This window comes from Guptibacillus spartinae (genome assembly GCF_028610625.1).
In the GTDB taxonomy this organism is placed as follows: Bacteria; Bacillota; Bacilli; order Bacillales; family Guptibacillaceae; genus Guptibacillus; species Guptibacillus spartinae.
In genome coordinates this window covers 156,377-172,445 of the sequence record NZ_JAQQWU010000007.1, presented here as the reverse complement: position 1 = coordinate 172,445, position 16,069 = coordinate 156,377, and the positions used below count along the sequence as shown (strand labels likewise).

Here is a 16,069-nt window from a genome sequence, read left to right as displayed (position 1 = left end):
TGAGCCTTTCGAATCATTTTCGGGAAATGAAAAGGCTTTCACGAAAAAACAGCTAATATGTATAATGTTTGATAATTTTGAATTCTGGAGGGATTGTATGCAAAAATTACTCGACTTGAATCCAAAGGTGACGGAATTTCTGAAAGGTACAAAAAAACTTTATATTAACGGTCAATGGAAGGATTCGTTATCAGGTAGAACTTTCGATACACTAAACCCCTCAACTGGTGAAGTACTAGCAACAGTTAGTGAAGCAATGAAAGATGATATTGATGAAGCAGTGATGGCGGCTCGTAAAGCATTTGACAGTGGACCTTGGTCTCGCATGTCTGCCTCTGCTAGAAGTCGTTTAATTTATAAGCTTGCTGATTTAATGGAAGAAAATAAAGAGGAACTGGCGATGATTGATACGCTTGATAATGGTAAGCCGATTCGTGAGACACAAAATGCGGATGTTCCACTCGCAATCGAGCATTTTCGATACTATGCTGGCTGGTCGACTAAAATTATGGGACAAACCATTCCAGTTAACGGCCCGTTCTTTAACTACACGCGTCACGAAGCATTAGGTGTTGTGGGACAAATCATTCCATGGAACTTCCCGCTACTTATGGCGGCTTGGAAGCTTGGCGCTGCCCTCGCAACTGGTTGTACGGTTGTACTTAAGCCTGCAGAACAAACGCCGCTATCGGCTCTCTATTTAGCACAGCTGATGGAAGAAGCTGGATTCCCTGAAGGTGTTGTGAACGTGGTACCAGGATACGGTGAAACGGCAGGGGATGCTCTTGTTAAGCATCCGAACGTGGATAAGATTGCCTTTACCGGATCGACTGAAGTTGGTAAATATATTATGAACCAGGCTTCAAATGATTTGAAGCGCGTTACGCTTGAGCTCGGAGGAAAGTCTCCAAATATTATCTTACCTGATGCCGATATGACAAAAGCCATACCGGGTGCACTAAGCGGTATTATGTTTAATCAGGGGCAGGTTTGCTGTGCGGGATCAAGACTTTTTGTCCAAAAGAAAGCTTATGACAATGTAATGGCTGACTTAGTGAGTCATAGTCAGAAAATTAAGCAGGGTGCTGGACTAGATCCAGATACTGAAATGGGACCACTCGTATCGGCTGAACAGCATGAGCGAGTAATGAAATATATTTCTAAAGGACAGGATGAAGGCGCAGAATTACTGACTGGTGGACAGGTCCCTTATGATAAAGGATATTATGTCCAGCCTACTATTTTCTCTGACGTTGATGATAAGATGACCATTGCAAAAGAGGAGATTTTTGGACCAGTCGTTGCTGCCATGCCGTTTGAAGATTTGGACGAAGTAATCGAACGTGCAAATGATTCGAACTATGGTCTTGCTGCTGGACTTTGGACTGAGAATTTGAAATCCGCTCATTATGTAGCAAACAAAATCAAAGCTGGAACAGTATGGGTAAACTGTTACAATGCGTTTGACGCCGCTTCTCCATTCGGTGGTTATAAGCAATCCGGCATTGGAAGAGAAATGGGTTCTTATGCTCTAAATAATTACACTGAAGTAAAGAGTGTATGGATTAACTTAAAATAATAAAACAGAACCGCCTGTCCTTTTATGGACGGGCGGTTCTTTCATGATAGCGCTATCTTTTTAAGACGATCAATTTTCCTGCAGATGAGACGACTCGGGCTGTGTGGTTTTCAAATCCTTTCTGCTTTAACAGTTCCTCGCCTACTTTTTTTGCTTCTTTGTCATCTTGTGCTTCGAAACTTTCATCAAGAACGGTAGCGCCGCTTTTTTCGAATGCTGTGATAATGTATTTTTCCATGTTATCCCCTCCTACTAATAGTTTACCGATTGAACAATTTGTTGTCACTTTTTTCTAAAAAAACGAATCTTTTAAGAAAATAAAACGTTATACTTATCATGGTGTTTAAAGGTAATGAATAGTTAAAAGGGGGAAGCTATGCTCGAATTTCAACATGTTTCGAAACAGTTTGGTGCCTTTACCGCAGTTGAGGAACTGAATCTTTCCATTCCTGAAAATGAGATCTTTGGTTTGCTAGGTGGGAATGGAGCTGGTAAAACGACGACATTTCGGATGCTATTGAGACTGATTGATCAAACGAAAGGAACAATTAGCTGGAAGGGTGAACGAATCTCCTACGATTCTAGTCATTTAATTGGTTACTTACCTGAAGAACGCGGCCTTTATCCAAAGATGAAAGTAAAAGAGCAATTAATTTACCTTGGGAAATTACGGGGGATGAAGAAATCTGAGGTCGAAAAAGAGATCACAAGCTGGCTGGATCGGTTTAAAGTACCAGAATACCTCGACAAGAAAGTAGAAGAACTATCGAAAGGAAATCAGCAAAAAATTCAATTCATTGCTAGCGTCATCCATAAACCAGAGTTGCTTATTCTAGATGAGCCATTTAGTGGACTAGATCCTGTAAATGTTGAAGTGCTAAAAGAGGCTGTACTTGATTTAAAAAAAGCTGGAACAACAATTTTATTCTCCAGTCATCGAATGGAACATGTGGAAGAACTTTGTGAGCATCTCTGTATTTTACATAAAGGAAAAGCAGTCGTTTCAGGAAATTTGAAAGAAATTAAGCGTTCATATGGGAAAAAAAACATTCGAATTGATGCAGATTTTGATCTCTCCTTTTTAAAAAATGTGGAGGGGGTTCTTCGTTTGAAACAAGGTATGAATCATAGTGTCGTTCAAATTGAGAATGAACAAGCTTCTCAGACAATTTTAGGAGAGTTAGCAAGTAAAGGGTTCGTGAGAAAGTTTGAATTAGAAGAGCCATCTTTAAATGATATTTTCATTGAGAAGGTGGGTGCAGCGTATGAATAAGTTTTTCATCGTTCTTTCTCAGACCTATTTAAATCGCTTAAAATCCAAAGCGTTTATTATTACAACGGTTATAACATTATTGATGATCTTCTTAATTACAAACATCTCAACCATTATCAATACCTTTGATTCAAGTGAGGCTGATCGAGTAGGAGTGATTGATACAGGATCGTATTATTCACCACTTGAGAAGCAGATCAACATGATGAACGCTGATATTGTTTTAGAGAAATTTGATGGAACGGAAGAAGAAGCGGAGAAAGCGATTGAAGAGGGAGAGTTCGACAGCTATTTGGTTCTTGAAGAAAATGAAGCGGAGGAACCTTCAGGGGTTTATAAAGCAGAGACGGTGGCAGAACAAGTAACCCCTCAAGTACTTGAAGCCGCACTTCAGCAAATGAAAAGTACCTTTGCTGCTGAAAAAGCTGGTGTGACACAAGAGCAGCTTAACCAAATCGATCAGCCTGTACAATTTGAGAAAGTGGCTTTAGAAAAAGGTGCAAAGACAGAGGACGAATTAAATCAAGCGCGCGTGTTTGTCTATGTTCTCTTATTCGTCATCTACTTTTCAGTCATTTTTTATGGAAATATGGTAGCAGTGGAAGTAGCGACAGAAAAATCATCACGAGTGATGGAAATATTAATTTCAAGCGTTTCTCCTGTTAAGCAAATGTTTGGTAAGATTCTTGGAATTGCTTTGCTTGGTTTAACCCAATACGCGATTATTATTGCGAGTGGTTATTTGTTTATGCAGATGCAGGAGGATAGCCTCACCGAAACAGGCTTTCTTTCATTTCTTGATTTTAGTAACATTTCAGCTTCGCTCATTGTTTATGCCATTGTTTTCTTTATGCTCGGGTATTTGCTGTATGCAACGATCCTTGCCATGGTTGGATCACTTGTAAGCAGGGCTGAAGAAGTGCAGCAGATGATTATGCCAGTGCAACTTCTAATCATTGTCGCCTTCTTTATCGCGATGTTTGGTCTAAGTACACCATCTGCTACATTCGTCACAATTTCATCTTATATTCCGTTTTTCTCACCGGTTGTGATGTTTTTACGCGTAGGTATGCTCTCGATTCCATTCTGGGAAGTAGCACTTAGCCTTGCGCTACTGGTGGGAGCAATTGTCTTATTTGGCATCATGGGTGCGAAAGTCTATCGAGGTGGTGTTCTCATGTATGGGAAATCATCTTCATTAAAGGATATTGGAAAAGCATTGAAATTGTCGAAACGTGAACAATAGTTAAAAAAAGAAAGATGCTAAACGACCTGGGGGGATGGTTCCCCCGGGTCGTTTTAGCATTCTTCCCTTTATTGAATTGACTCGGTTAGACCCATTGTTGATTGCAGTAGAAAATGTGTAAACGTACGAACGTGCGCTCGATTGAATATGGTAAAATGAATGATAGAGAGCATTCGAAAGGGAGATGAGTGATGAAAGAAGTAACCTTTCTGCACTGTGCCGATTTACACTTAGATCGACCATTCACAGGTGCTAATCAATTACCAACTTCCATTCTTGATTTTGTGCGAGAAAGCGCCTATCGCTCCTTACGTGCGATCGTTGATCTGGCTATTCAGAAACAAGTCGATTTTGTCCTATTCGCAGGAGATTTGTTTGATAGTAGCTATCGAAGCATAAAGACCCAAGTGGTTCTGTTACAAGAATTAAAGAGGTTAGATAAAGCAGGCATTCATAGCTATCTTTCCCATGGTAATCACGATGCACTAGACGGAGAGTGGGCTACTCTAACATGGCCGAAATCAAGCTATTTTTTTCAAGAAAAGGTCGAAGCCATTCCATACAAGCGAGAAGGTGAAGTATTAGCCTGGATTCATGGATTTAGTTATCCAACTCGTCATGTAAACGAAAAGAGGGTAAATGATTATCAGAGGGCAGATGAAAGAAGTTTTCAAATTGGAATGCTTCACGGAAATTTAGAAGGCCAGACAGATCATTCTGCTTATGCCCCGTTTACATTAAGTGAATTAATCGAGAAAAATTTTGATTATTGGGCCCTTGGGCATATCCATCAACGGGCAGAGTTACAAGATAACCCTCCCATTGTGTATCCTGGGAACATTCAGGGGGCTCATTCCAAAGAGCGGGGTGAAAAGGGATGTTACTTTGTTAAGTTAAGTGAAGCAGGTCCATTAATAGAATTTCATCAAACGTCTGATGTCACATGGCATAGACTAAGTGTCGATATTGGCCAATGTGAATCCATTCAGCATCTATTAAATGCTTGTGAAGACGTTTTGAATCAGGAAAGCTTTTCTTCTGGCGGCCATTTAATTAATATCGAATTTGTAGGAAGGAGTACAATACATACAGATTTGCTGTATGGAAATCAATTAGAAGATCTACTTCAGACGCTACAGCTACATCGAGATATGGAAGAAAACGGATTCGTATGGCCATACAAATTATCTTTGCATTCTTTGCCTTCATGGAACCGCGAAAGTTTAAAACAGCAAAGTGGTTTTTTACAAGATATTCTCTTGATTTCAGATGACTATAAACAAAACAATTTAAAAGAAGCTCTTGCTCCTCTTTATGAACACAGGCGAGCGAGAAAGGCGCTTCATCCAATTGAAGATGAAGGGCAGTTAATCAAAGAAGCAGAAGAGCTACTGCTCACCTACCTCATTGAATCAAAAGGGGGCGGAGGGTCATGAAACTGAATGGAGTCGAAATTTATGGGTTCGGCAAGTTTGAAAATGAGCAAATAGAAAATATCTCAGATGATTTGCACCTGGTTTTCGGTGAAAACGAAGCGGGAAAATCAACGCTAATTGCCTTTATTGAATATGTGTTATTTGGATTTAAAGCACGTCAAGATAACAACTATAATAGGAATTACCTTCCGCGTTTTGGGGGTGTACTTTCTGTTGAAGTTGATGAGGAGTCACTTCGAATTGAACGAACGAAAGATCTCACCTCTGAAAAGGTGGTGATCTACTATTCAAATGGCACATTAGGAGATCGTGACGACTTAAAGGATTTGCTGAAGGGAATGAATCGAACAAGCTTCAGACAAATCTTCTTTTGCGATTTAACGACGTTAAATGAATATCAAACGTACGATGAAGACAGCTGGAATCAAATATTATATGAAGCCGGTATGAGTGGCGGGGCTTCATTACTAGCAATTGAAAAGAATTTAGATAAATGGCAGGGGGAAATCTTTAAGCCTGGTGGGAGAAAGCCACCATTGAATGAAAAGCTAGAAATCTATGAGTCTTTAAAGAAAAGGACAAGCGATTGGGAAAAGAAAAACGAGGGCTACAACCAGCTGATTAAAAAGGTAGAAGAGTTAGACAGAGAAGGAGAAGAAAAGGCAGAGGAATTACAATCGCTTCAATCCGAGCAGCGCATGCTTGATTATGAGAAACAGATCTTCCCCCTCCTTAAAGAAAAACAACAGATCCATCAAGAGTTGCACAGATTGCCTGATTCTAGTCCTTTTCCGGAGGAAGGACTTGTAAGAATGGATAAATGGAAGGAGCAGGCTGTTCTTCTATCCGGAGAGTTAGAAAGTTTAAATAAAAGAATGCAGCTGTCAAAAGAAGGGCTGCATCCTGCTCATCTTCTGCCTAATTGGAGAGAATTCCTGCAAGAAGCTTCGTTTATAAACGAAGAAATGATTCTATACCGAGCAAGAACAGAAGAACAAAGGCAGCTAAAGCAAGAAATTTATTCCGTTGAAACCACCCTTGAAAGAGAATTGCAGGAATTGGGGCAAAATGAAGAAATGGTTGATAGGGTAAAGACGCCTTTTTCTGGACGTCAAAGTTTAAAACAACTTAAAGAAGCCTATCAGCAATCCGATCAGAAGTACCAATACGTAAATGAAGGATTTCTTACTGCTAAAGATGAGCTTGAGAAAGAGGAAAATGAGTATAAACGAATAAAAGATCGTATGGCTTCTGAAAAGGTTCGCGAAAAAGGAGAGAGAGAATTCTCTTCAACCCAAAAGCGACCATTTGGGATGGTGGCACTTGCAATCATTCTTCTGATTGTAATCGGTTTAGTTGAGAATTGGGTGCTGGGCTTTTTAGCGGCTGCTATTGTCATAGGCGGAGCGTTCCTGATGAACTATACAACGAAAGGTTCTAAGAACGGTTTACACGATGAGACACGACTTCGTGAGAGAGAGTTGGCTCGACAAGCTGAACAATTAAAAGATCAAGTAGATCGTTTGAATCGCACTTACTTGAAAGCTGCTGAAAAAATGGATCTTTGGGAAGCAGAAAGATACCAGCTTGATAAAGATCTTGCGGAATGGCGCACTCAACATCGGTTTCCGGACGATTTGCAACCTTCATCCTTACTAGAGGCATTTGATCGAGTGGTTTCAATTAAAAGATTGCAAACAGAACGAAATCAAAAGCAGAAGCAAGTAGAAGAGCTTGAAGCTAGATTAACAGTGGTCGAAGAACGAATAAAGCATCTGTGTGAAAAAGTGAATTTAGCCTATCAAACCCCTGATAAGGCGCTCCAACTTATACTACAAAAAGCAGAAGAGCAAAGAGAGAGTTTGAAAGAAGTGGAATTAGCGAAAAATAGACTGAAGTCTCTTGAAGAGCAGATTGGTGAGGTTAACGCAAAATTAAAGAGCTGTAAAGGGGAAATGAATGCGCTAATGCAGTTCGCAGATACAGCGAGTGAAGAGGCGTTTCGAATAAAAGGAAAAGCTAATCAAGAAGCGAAAGAGCTGAAACGACAACTAGCTACCATTTCTGCTCAACTTGGCGAAGATGCGTCTGTCAGGTTTGCATCAATTGAAGAAATCGACCATCAACGTCAACAAGTAGAACAAAAAGAAGCGTCGGTTAGGGAGAATCAACAGTCCCTTTATAAGCAGATAGCAAGTGAACAAGAAAAAATTCGTCTTTTAATCGAAGATGGCACGTATGATGAGCTTCTATTGCAACGTCAGCAAACTGAGGATGAATTGAATACCATTGCAAGAAGATGGTCTGTGATGAGAATTGCAGCTGACCTTCTAACAAAAGCGAAAGCAAGATATCAAGAAGAGCGGCTTCCAGCTGTTATGAAAAAAGCAGAAGCATACTTTAACACAATTACGGATGGACGTTACGTAGCCGTTTATCCCCCTTCAGAAGGTGAACCCTTCCGAGTCATTCATCATAGTGGAAGAGCATTTAAACCCTCAGAGTTAAGCAGGGGAACAACTGAACAGTTGTATTTATGTATTAGACTTGCGCTTGCTTCCATTTCAACAGTCGAATTGCCTATTTTTCTTGATGATATTTTTGTGAATTTTGATGAAAAACGGACGAATCTTGCGAAAACCTTTATTAAAAAGTTTTCTAAAGAACATCAAGTGATTTTATTAACATGCCACAGCGCTACCACGGTAGGATTAGATGAGAACCTTCATGTACTTGAACGTTCATCCGTTATACCAAATAAAAGAGACCATTTAATGAGGTGATCTTGTGGAAGAAATGTATAAAATACATTTAGTTGAAGATGAAGAGAATCTGGTGCAAATTTTAAAGACGTATATGGAAAAGGAAGGGTTTCAGGTTAAGACCTTTATGAGTGGGGAAGAAGCTCTTGATAGCATTCATGAAAGCTGCCACTTATGGATATTGGATATTATGCTGCCTGGAATTGACGGATATGAATTGTTAAAAAAGATTAAGGCAGAAGATGATGTGCCGGTTATTTTCATATCTGCTAGAGATGAAGATCTCGACCGCATTGTTGGACTCGAATTGGGAAGTGATGATTATATTGCGAAACCGTTCATGCCAAGGGAGCTCATCATTCGTGCGAAGAAATTATTACAGAGAGTGTATCAGCAATCATCCCAAAAACGATTTGAAATCGTCGATTATGAAATTGACCCTGTGTCGAGAAAAGTACTTGATCGAGGAGAACCGGTTGAATTGACGACGAAAGAAATGGATTTAATTCTTTACTTAGCGGATCATGTCAATCAGACTTTATCGAGAGAGCAAATTCTTGTTCATGTATGGGGTGATGATTACGTTGGTTCAGATCGGGCTGTTGATGATGTAATTAGACGCGTACGGAAGAAAATGCCTCGCATGAATCTTGAGACGTCATACGGACTTGGTTACCGGTTAATCACATGATCCGCCTGAATTTAACGAAGCGGATTTGGCTATCATTTATGATCCTTGTCTTGCTCGTAGGTGTCGTAATTGCAGTGATTTATCCTCTTTCTATAAAAGGCACATTAACAGAAGAAACGTATCAGATTATTGAAAGTGAACAGCAACGATACACGTTTCCGGATCAAGATGGACCGCTTCCGCCTCAAACGGATCAAGATTTTATCGAACGTAGGGACGCGGAACGATCTGTCGGACACACCTTGATTACAAGACTTTATAGTGGACCGTTACAAGGTGATCCGATTCCTGATGAAGTGATTATTGAAATGCGCAAGAATGCACTAGATCAAAAGAAAGATAAAGGACGTTATGAACTTACCTATAACAACCAGGCATCACTTTTTTATGTGATATCCAAAGTTGATGTGAATGGTCAAGAGGCGTATTTTATTTCTTATATGTGGGATACGTATCGCAATCAAATGATCGACCGTCTCTGGTGGAGACTCATCATCATCTTACTCTTTGCTTTGTTTCTTAGCCTCTTTCCGGCAGCATGGATTGCGCAATATTTGCGAAGACCGTTAACCGTTCTTGGAGAGCGGTTTGAGCAAATTGCTAATCGAAATTGGAAGGAACCGTTCAAGTGGGAAGGGGATGAGGAGTTTCAGAAGCTTTCTAATCAATTTGAGTCAATGAGACAAAACCTAATGAGATATGACAAGGCTCAAAAAACGTTTATTCAACATGCTTCACACGAGTTGAAAACACCGATTATGATCATTAAAAGTTATGCGCAATCCATTAAAGATGGTGTGATGCCTGATTCACTTGATAATACGATGACCATCATATTAAATGAATCTGACCGGATGGAACAGCGCGTAAAAGGAATGCTGACGTATATTAAGCTCGATTCAATCGACGAACCTGAAGGGAACTGGGAAACATTTCGCTTTGGGATTCTTGCAGAAGAGCTCCGTGAACGGTTCATGTACCAGAGAGAAGATGTTACTTTCTCTATTTCTGGTGAACAGATTGAACTCACTGCGATCCATGAACAAATGTTAACAGCGATGGACAACCTTGTTCAGAATGCATTACGGTATGCGAAAAGTGAAATCCACTTAAAAGCTCGTGAGACTGAAGAAGAGATAACGTTAGAAGTTTTTAATGATGGGGATCAAATATCGTTTGAGAAAGTAGAAAAGGAGCGATTGTTTGAACCTTTTCAAAAAGGGGATAAAGGCCAATTTGGCATAGGACTTGCGATTGTTAAAAAAATTGCAGAGCGTCATAAGGGGAGAGCAGAAGTAACGAACTTGGATGAAGGTGTTGTTTTTTCGATCACGATGCCTAAAAAATCGTAGTGAACGATCTCAATAAGACGCTATGCTATACTAGATAAATATATGTTGACCCGGAGGTGGAAAGATGAAGGAATTCAAGGGAATCGGACATTACCGAGTGGGTGATCAAGTTGATCACTATCTATTAATTAAATCATCAGTGAAAGGTGTGGCAAGTAACGGAAAGCCATTCCTTACACTGATCCTGCAGGATAAGTCAGGGGATATTGAAGCGAAGCTCTGGGATGCTTCTCCTGACGATGAAGAGAGTTTTGATGCTCAGCAAATTATTAAGGTGAAAGGTGATGTCACAAGCTATCGTGGACGTAATCAACTAAGAATTAAAGCCATTCGCCTTGCAACAGATATGGATCAGGTGAGAGTAAGTGATTTCGTGGAATCCGCGCCACTTGAAGTCAATGAAATTATGGAGAAAATCACGCAATATGTGTTTGAAATGCGCAATCCAAATATTCAACGTATTACCCGTCATCTTGTGAAAAAACATCAAAATGATTTTCTTATGTTCCCTGCTGCAACAAAAAACCATCATGAGTTTGTGTCAGGATTATCTTATCATGTTGTCTCTATGCTTGATATTGCCAAGTCACTAACTCAGTTGTACCCATCACTGGATACAGACCTGCTATATGGGGGGATCATCCTACATGACTTAGGAAAAGTCGTAGAGCTGTCTGGATCGATTGCAGCAAGCTATACGAATGAAGGAAAACTTCTTGGTCATATCTCAATCATGGTAAATGAAATCGGACAGGCAGCAAAAGAATTAGAGATTGAAGGAGAAGAAGTCATGCTTCTTCAACATCTTATTTTGAGTCACCACGGCAAAGCAGAATGGGGGAGTCCAAAGCCTCCTATGATTCGTGAAGCAGAGATTTTGCATATGATTGATAACATTGATGCGAAAATGAATATGCTTGATCGAGCACTAGATAAAGTAGAACCTGGTGAATTTACAGATCGCGTCTTTGCGCTCGATAATCGTTCCTTTTATAAACCTAAGATGACTCCTTTGAGCGAAAGCGCAAAAAAATAAAGCAAGATAATGGAAGGGGAATCGTTCATTGAGCGGTTTCTCTTTTTTTGGAGATGAAAGAAACGGCGGAGGATGGATATGAGAATAAGAGAGTGGGATCGAAATTTAAAAATTAGACTATTTGGGGAAGGTATGATGAACATTCTATTCTGGATGTTTTTCCCTTTCATGGCGATTTATTTTTCCGATTCTTTCGGAAAAGGAATGGCGGGCCTTTTACTAGTGTTATCTCAAGTTGTTGCAGTTATTGCTAATTTAGTTGGTGGATATTGTGCTGATCAATATGGAAGAAAACAAATGATGTTTCTTTCTGCTGTGGGGCAGGGGCTAACGTTTATTGTTTTCGCATTTGCAAATTCCCCCTGGTTCGATTCGCCGATGTTAACGTTTATCAGTTTTTCGATTCTTGGCATATTCGGCTCCTTGTATTGGCCGGCGAGCCATGCTATGGTCGCCGATGTTGTGGAAGAAAAGGATCGGAATACCGTATTTGCTGTTTTTTATACGGCGCTCAATATTTCAGTGGTTGTCGGACCCATTTTAGGTGGCCTATTCTTCTTTCAGCATCGATTTAGTTTACTATTAATTGCTGCTCTCGTCAGCTTTTCTCTGGCTGTGTTAATTGCCATTTTTATTCGTGAAACTGCTCCTGAGAAGAGAAACAAAAGTCTTGTTACTGATTCTTCTACTAAATGGACGAAGTTTATTTGGACCCAGCTTCAAGACTATCGTGTGATTGCAAAAGACAAAATATTTCTATTGTTTATTTTAGCTGGTGTTCTTGTTGCCCAAACATTTATGCAACTCGATTTATTAATTGCTGTTTATTTAAGTGAAAAAGTGCCAGAGCAAGCAGTTTTGAATTTTCTAGGCACTTCTGTCATAGCGGATGGAAATCGGATCTTCAGCTGGCTCATATCAGAGAATGGTCTACTGGTAGCGTTACTCACTGTTTATATGACGAGTAAGATGAATCAGTTTAGAGAACGAAATGTATTTATCATCTCTTGCCTGATTTATGCGGTAAGTATGATCTTATTCGGAAATGTTACTTCTGTCTGGCTTCTTGTCATCGCTATGTTTGTTTTTACGATGGGAGAGCTAATGGTCGTAGGGATTCAAGAAGGATTTGTATCACGTCTGGCACCTGAGCATATGCGTGGACAGTATTTTGCAGCGGCAAGTCTGCGCTTTACAATTGGTAGAACGCTTGCACCAGCTGCAATACCGCTTACAGCTATACTAGGGTTTCAGTGGACGTTTTATGTGATCAGTTTTCTAGCAGTGAGTGCCGGTTTCCTTTATTATGTGATGTTTAGTATGAGTGACAAATTGGCATTCAATCGTTCCTAACGGTTACTGGCATAATTCCTCTCCCATCCACATAAATTGTAGTAATTGAATGAGCTTGTACGAAAGAAAGGAAGTGCTTGGGATGAGGAAAGGTGTACTTATTCTTCTAGGTTTTCTATTCGTTCTTAGTTTATTTCAGCTGACAGAAATATCGGCCACGTTATCAGGCGTATTTTCTCAATTTCCCTGGTGGATCTACTTTGTACTAGCCGGTATTGTCTATAGTGGTTATAAGACAATGCAACTAACAGCTGAAGAGAGGAAGATTGATCAGGTTCATATTGAAGAAGAAGGCAAGGTATATGTGGAGAGAATGGAAGAAGAGCGTGAGCGAAGAAAACAAAGGTTACCGGAATAGAAATAATAAAAGGACGAGAGGGCTCAGCCCTCTCGTCCTTTAACTGTTATTCTTCTGATTTTGACTCATCAGATTTATCAGTTTCAGCGTTATCTTTTGACTCTTCTTTTTTGAAGAGATCTTTAAACTGATCGTCTTTTACTTTAATATCAGACTCTTTGATCAGCTCATCAATAACGGTAGGAACGTCTTTTGCGTTTTGAAGCATGTACTGTTCTTCTACTTGATCTTTTGCATCTTCGAATGACATAACCGTCTTTTTCTTAAGCTTAATAATGTGATAGCCAAATTGTGATTGAACGATATCACTTACTTCGCCTTCTTTCAAAGCAAAAGCAGCTTCTTCGAATTCCGCAACCATGTCCCCTTTTTTGAAGACACCTAGATCGCCACCATTTTCAGCTGATCCATCTTTTGAATACTCTTTTGCAAGTTTAGCAAAGTCTCCGCCGTCTTCCAATTTCTTTTGAACTTCTTTCGCTGTTTCTTCATCGTCAACTAGAATATGACTTGCTTCAAGTTCTGTGAAAAGATCCTTGTTATCTTCATAGAACTTCTTAAGTTTTTCATCAGTTACTTCTACACCATCTGTAGCTGCTTTTTGAGCAAGTAGCTGCTTTCTAACATCCACTTTAAATTGTTCAATGTCTTTGTATCCATTTGATTGAAGGGCTTGTTCAAGCTGCTCATCTGTTTCAAAATTTTCTTTGATTTTATCAAGTTCTTTCTCAACTTCTTTATCAGAAACATCATATTTATCTTCTAGAATTTTTGTTTGGACAAGATCGCTTAGTACAGATTCACCTGCTTGATCTTTTAGTGCTTGATAAAATTCTTCCTGTGTTACATTTCCAGCACTTGTTTCAACAACTGCTTCTGAATTATCTCCTGAATCGTTGCTACAAGCAGAGATCGCAAGTAAAGCGATTAAAGCAGAAAGCATAATGAACATTTTTTTCATCAAGTATACACTCCTAAAGGGTTAGTTAAATTTAACAATATTGTGATACAGTTAATACTATAGCATAGAAAGATATGTGAAGTTAAATTGAATTGGAAATATGAGAAAAATTACACAAAACAGGCAGGTTTTATGTGAAGTTGATATAATTCAATTAGGGTCATCTTTTCTTTTAGAATGGTAATTGTAAAGGCAATAAAAAAAGATGAGGCTGATTGCCTCATCTTTTTCGAGCATGAATGGGTGCTTATTGGGTCTACGTGAATAAAACTTCTACATAAGAAGAAATAAGCAGAATCGTGATCAGAACATTAATTGTTCTAAAAACGTTTGGCTGTTTTTCTTCAGGAATGTTTTTCTTCAAGCATAGAGCATTCGTCATAGAGTTAAATGTCACTAGAATAAATGTTGCAAATAAAATGAAGAATATTCCAATAATGGTCATGTAAGAACCTCCCAGAGTCCATTTCGTTAATTCGAAGAAATATATAACGATTTTCTTTAACTTATCTTTGAATCCGTAGTATCATGGAAAATATTCGTCCCATAAGGAGCTGTTACAATGTTTAAAAACCGATGGAAGGCAGCCTTTCTCATTCTCTTAGCTGCTGTCATCCTCATTTTTGCAGGAGTAGTAGGATTCTATCAATACTATTTTCCTGAAAGTGAGATTGCCAAACTCTCAAATGATAAAAATACAAAAGAACCTTTTGAAACGACATTTTCGATTCAGATGAAAAAAGATGAATTGAATGAGATCATTAATCAAGAACTTGAAAAGTATAGTGAGAAACAAAAGAACATCGGATATAGCGTTAATCTTGATGAGCTTGCAACTTTTCAAGGGTACGTGACGATTTTTGATCGGAAAGTTGACTTCTTTCTTAAATTCGAGCCTCAGGTACAGCCAAATGGTGATCTTTTATTAAAAGAAAAATCTTTTCAAATTGGTTTACTGGAACTCCCAAGTGATAAAGTTCTTTCCTTTATAAAAAAGCAGGCATCGTTGCCGCCTGAAATTACAATTGATTCAGATGAAGGGACAATCTATATGGCTGTAAGCGAATTAGAATTAAAAAATGATATGAAGCTTAAAGCGAAATCATTTGATCTTCCTAATGATGAAATTATCTTTGATGCCTACTATCCTATTAATTAGCACGTTGTCCTAACATTATTATGAAGGAAGTCTAATGAGAATTCAATACTGCTGACTGCCAGGCAAAAGTAAAAGAACAGAGCGCTGAGTTTTAGCGCTCTGTTCTTTTAGTATTTCTTCATAATTTTATTCGAAGTAGCTTAAGATGCTCGTTTAATTAGGATGTGAAAACCTTCGCTGCGATCTTCTACATAAGCATTCTTTGGTGCGCGAAGCACTTGAGAGGCGTAGAGAAAGTCGCTAAAGCTAAAACCGAGATTTATGGCAGCCAGAATAGAGAAAAATGAAACATAAGTTGGCATGTAAACTGATGCAATAATGGCAGCACTTGTAATCGTAATGGCTGGCGCAAGAGCTGCAATTAAAAATAGATTTCGCGAAATAGGACTGCACGTTTCACAGCGCATCATCGGTACTAGGACAAATCCTTTTTCTAATTTCATTGTCGCTTTTAATCCGGCTAATGTTAAAGGAAGCCAGTGAATGAGCTTATGAATCGGAAAAAGGACAGCCAGGGAACCGAGAAACGGTAGTATCGGTACAATCGCATGTTTTGTTGTCGGGTATAACATACTGAACACGAGATAAAATGCAATAAAATAGAGTAGTGTTAACAGCATCGAAAAGATCGTTAATCGATGTGTTCCGAATTCACGATTTAGGTAAATCGATTTCCAACAATTCATAAGAATCACCTGCTTCCGTAACTTTCATGTGGGTTCATGTTATAGTGAATACTCGTATACTGTACAGCGATTCTCGTAAGAAATCAACACGTTTTTTTGTAAAGAAATAAGTCGAAATCTTTTAGACAAAATCAGCGCTTTTTCGCGCTGGATTAGTCTGGAAAATACATTTCAATT

15 protein-coding genes are annotated in these 16,069 nt (G+C 39.1%); 11 read left to right on the top strand and 4 right to left on the bottom strand.

Annotated elements, in window-relative coordinates:
* Positions 1–97: 97 nt before the first annotated feature.
* Positions 98–1,579 (top strand): aldehyde dehydrogenase family protein, encoded by a 1,482-nt coding sequence (locus PQ511_RS14005; RefSeq protein ID WP_273852531.1) that lies wholly within the window; start codon positions 98–100, stop codon positions 1,577–1,579.
* Between the two features lie 52 nt (positions 1,580–1,631).
* On the opposite strand, the gene PQ511_RS14000 is transcribed toward PQ511_RS14005, so the two are convergent.
* The gene (locus PQ511_RS14000) at positions 1,632–1,817 is read right to left on the bottom strand and encodes a YhzD family protein (RefSeq protein ID WP_098446420.1); all 186 of its coding nucleotides are present in this window, start codon (positions 1,815–1,817) and stop codon (positions 1,632–1,634) included.
* A gap of 138 nt (positions 1,818–1,955) precedes the next feature.
* Between PQ511_RS14000 and PQ511_RS13995 the strand changes: the two genes are divergently transcribed.
* From PQ511_RS13995 to PQ511_RS13955, 9 genes are all read left to right on the top strand, one after another.
* Positions 1,956–2,852, top strand: a complete 897-nt coding sequence (locus PQ511_RS13995; protein ID WP_273852530.1) for an ABC transporter ATP-binding protein — start codon at positions 1,956–1,958, stop codon at positions 2,850–2,852.
* Positions 2,845–4,098: an ABC transporter permease gene (locus tag PQ511_RS13990; protein WP_273852529.1), complete on the top strand. Its 1,254-nt coding sequence runs from the start codon at positions 2,845–2,847 to the stop codon at positions 4,096–4,098. The genes PQ511_RS13995 and PQ511_RS13990 overlap by 8 nt, the downstream gene beginning before the upstream one ends.
* A 191-nt stretch (positions 4,099–4,289) precedes the next feature.
* Positions 4,290–5,534, top strand: a complete 1,245-nt coding sequence (locus tag PQ511_RS13985; RefSeq protein ID WP_273852528.1) for a metallophosphoesterase family protein — start codon at positions 4,290–4,292, stop codon at positions 5,532–5,534.
* On the top strand, positions 5,531–8,317 hold the full coding sequence (locus PQ511_RS13980) for an AAA family ATPase (RefSeq protein WP_273852527.1): 2,787 nt from the start codon (positions 5,531–5,533) through the stop codon (positions 8,315–8,317). The genes PQ511_RS13985 and PQ511_RS13980 overlap by 4 nt, the downstream gene beginning before the upstream one ends.
* Positions 8,318–8,330: 13 nt before the next feature.
* Entirely contained in the window at positions 8,331–8,987 is a 657-nt protein-coding gene (locus PQ511_RS13975) for a response regulator transcription factor (protein WP_273852578.1), read from the top strand.
* Positions 8,984–10,339 carry a sensor histidine kinase gene (locus PQ511_RS13970; protein WP_273852526.1) on the top strand — a complete coding sequence of 452 codons (1,356 nt, stop codon included), beginning with the start codon at positions 8,984–8,986 and terminating at the stop codon, positions 10,337–10,339. The genes PQ511_RS13975 and PQ511_RS13970 overlap by 4 nt, the downstream gene beginning before the upstream one ends.
* 64 nt (positions 10,340–10,403) lie before the next feature.
* Positions 10,404–11,375: a 3'-5' exoribonuclease YhaM gene (yhaM, locus tag PQ511_RS13965; RefSeq protein ID WP_273852525.1), complete on the top strand. Its 972-nt coding sequence runs from the start codon at positions 10,404–10,406 to the stop codon at positions 11,373–11,375.
* 78 nt (positions 11,376–11,453) lie between these two features.
* Positions 11,454–12,728, top strand: coding sequence for an MDR family MFS transporter (locus PQ511_RS13960; protein ID WP_273852524.1), 1,275 nt, complete (start codon positions 11,454–11,456; stop codon positions 12,726–12,728).
* 82 nt (positions 12,729–12,810) lie between these two features.
* A complete protein-coding gene (locus PQ511_RS13955; RefSeq protein WP_337957772.1) occupies positions 12,811–13,086 on the top strand; it encodes a sporulation YhaL family protein in 276 nt (91 codons plus the stop codon).
* A gap of 46 nt (positions 13,087–13,132) precedes the next feature.
* On the opposite strand, the gene PQ511_RS13950 is transcribed toward PQ511_RS13955, so the two are convergent.
* A complete protein-coding gene (locus tag PQ511_RS13950; protein ID WP_273852523.1) occupies positions 13,133–14,047 on the bottom strand; it encodes a peptidylprolyl isomerase in 915 nt (304 codons plus the stop codon).
* Between the two features lie 256 nt (positions 14,048–14,303).
* The gene (locus PQ511_RS13945) at positions 14,304–14,492 is read right to left on the bottom strand and encodes a hypothetical protein (RefSeq protein WP_211201486.1); all 189 of its coding nucleotides are present in this window, start codon (positions 14,490–14,492) and stop codon (positions 14,304–14,306) included.
* A gap of 117 nt (positions 14,493–14,609) precedes the next feature.
* Between PQ511_RS13945 and PQ511_RS13940 the strand changes: the two genes are divergently transcribed.
* Positions 14,610–15,206, top strand: a complete 597-nt coding sequence (locus tag PQ511_RS13940) for a YpmS family protein (RefSeq protein WP_273852522.1) — start codon at positions 14,610–14,612, stop codon at positions 15,204–15,206.
* Positions 15,207–15,346: 140 nt separating this feature from the next.
* On the opposite strand, the gene PQ511_RS13935 is transcribed toward PQ511_RS13940, so the two are convergent.
* Entirely contained in the window at positions 15,347–15,892 is a 546-nt protein-coding gene (locus tag PQ511_RS13935; RefSeq protein ID WP_273852520.1) for a DUF3267 domain-containing protein, read from the bottom strand.
* Between the last annotated feature and the right edge of the window lie 177 nt (positions 15,893–16,069).

Bases quoted from the DNA above. Each gene is read 5' to 3' on its own strand.
- PQ511_RS13960 (WP_273852524.1), top strand. From the start codon at position 11,454: ATGAGAATAAGAGAGTGGGATCGAAATTTAAAAATTAGACTATTTGGG.
- PQ511_RS13955 (WP_337957772.1), top strand. From the start codon at position 12,811: ATGAGGAAAGGTGTACTTATTCTTCTAGGTTTTCTATTCGTTCTTAGT.
- PQ511_RS13950 (WP_273852523.1), bottom strand. From the start codon at position 14,047: ATGAAAAAAATGTTCATTATGCTTTCTGCTTTAATCGCTTTACTTGCG.
- PQ511_RS13935 (WP_273852520.1), bottom strand. From the start codon at position 15,892: ATGAATTGTTGGAAATCGATTTACCTAAATCGTGAATTCGGAACACAT.
- PQ511_RS13970 (WP_273852526.1), top strand. From the start codon at position 8,984: ATGATCCGCCTGAATTTAACGAAGCGGATTTGGCTATCATTTATGATC.
- PQ511_RS13940 (WP_273852522.1), top strand. From the start codon at position 14,610: ATGTTTAAAAACCGATGGAAGGCAGCCTTTCTCATTCTCTTAGCTGCT.
- PQ511_RS13975 (WP_273852578.1), top strand. From the start codon at position 8,331: ATGTATAAAATACATTTAGTTGAAGATGAAGAGAATCTGGTGCAAATT.
- PQ511_RS13980 (WP_273852527.1), top strand. From the start codon at position 5,531: ATGAAACTGAATGGAGTCGAAATTTATGGGTTCGGCAAGTTTGAAAAT.
- PQ511_RS13945 (WP_211201486.1), bottom strand. From the start codon at position 14,492: ATGACCATTATTGGAATATTCTTCATTTTATTTGCAACATTTATTCTA.
- PQ511_RS14000 (WP_098446420.1), bottom strand. From the start codon at position 1,817: ATGGAAAAATACATTATCACAGCATTCGAAAAAAGCGGCGCTACCGTT.
- yhaM (WP_273852525.1), top strand. From the start codon at position 10,404: ATGAAGGAATTCAAGGGAATCGGACATTACCGAGTGGGTGATCAAGTT.
- PQ511_RS14005 (WP_273852531.1), top strand. From the start codon at position 98: ATGCAAAAATTACTCGACTTGAATCCAAAGGTGACGGAATTTCTGAAA.
- PQ511_RS13985 (WP_273852528.1), top strand. From the start codon at position 4,290: ATGAAAGAAGTAACCTTTCTGCACTGTGCCGATTTACACTTAGATCGA.
- PQ511_RS13995 (WP_273852530.1), top strand. From the start codon at position 1,956: ATGCTCGAATTTCAACATGTTTCGAAACAGTTTGGTGCCTTTACCGCA.
- PQ511_RS13990 (WP_273852529.1), top strand. From the start codon at position 2,845: ATGAATAAGTTTTTCATCGTTCTTTCTCAGACCTATTTAAATCGCTTA.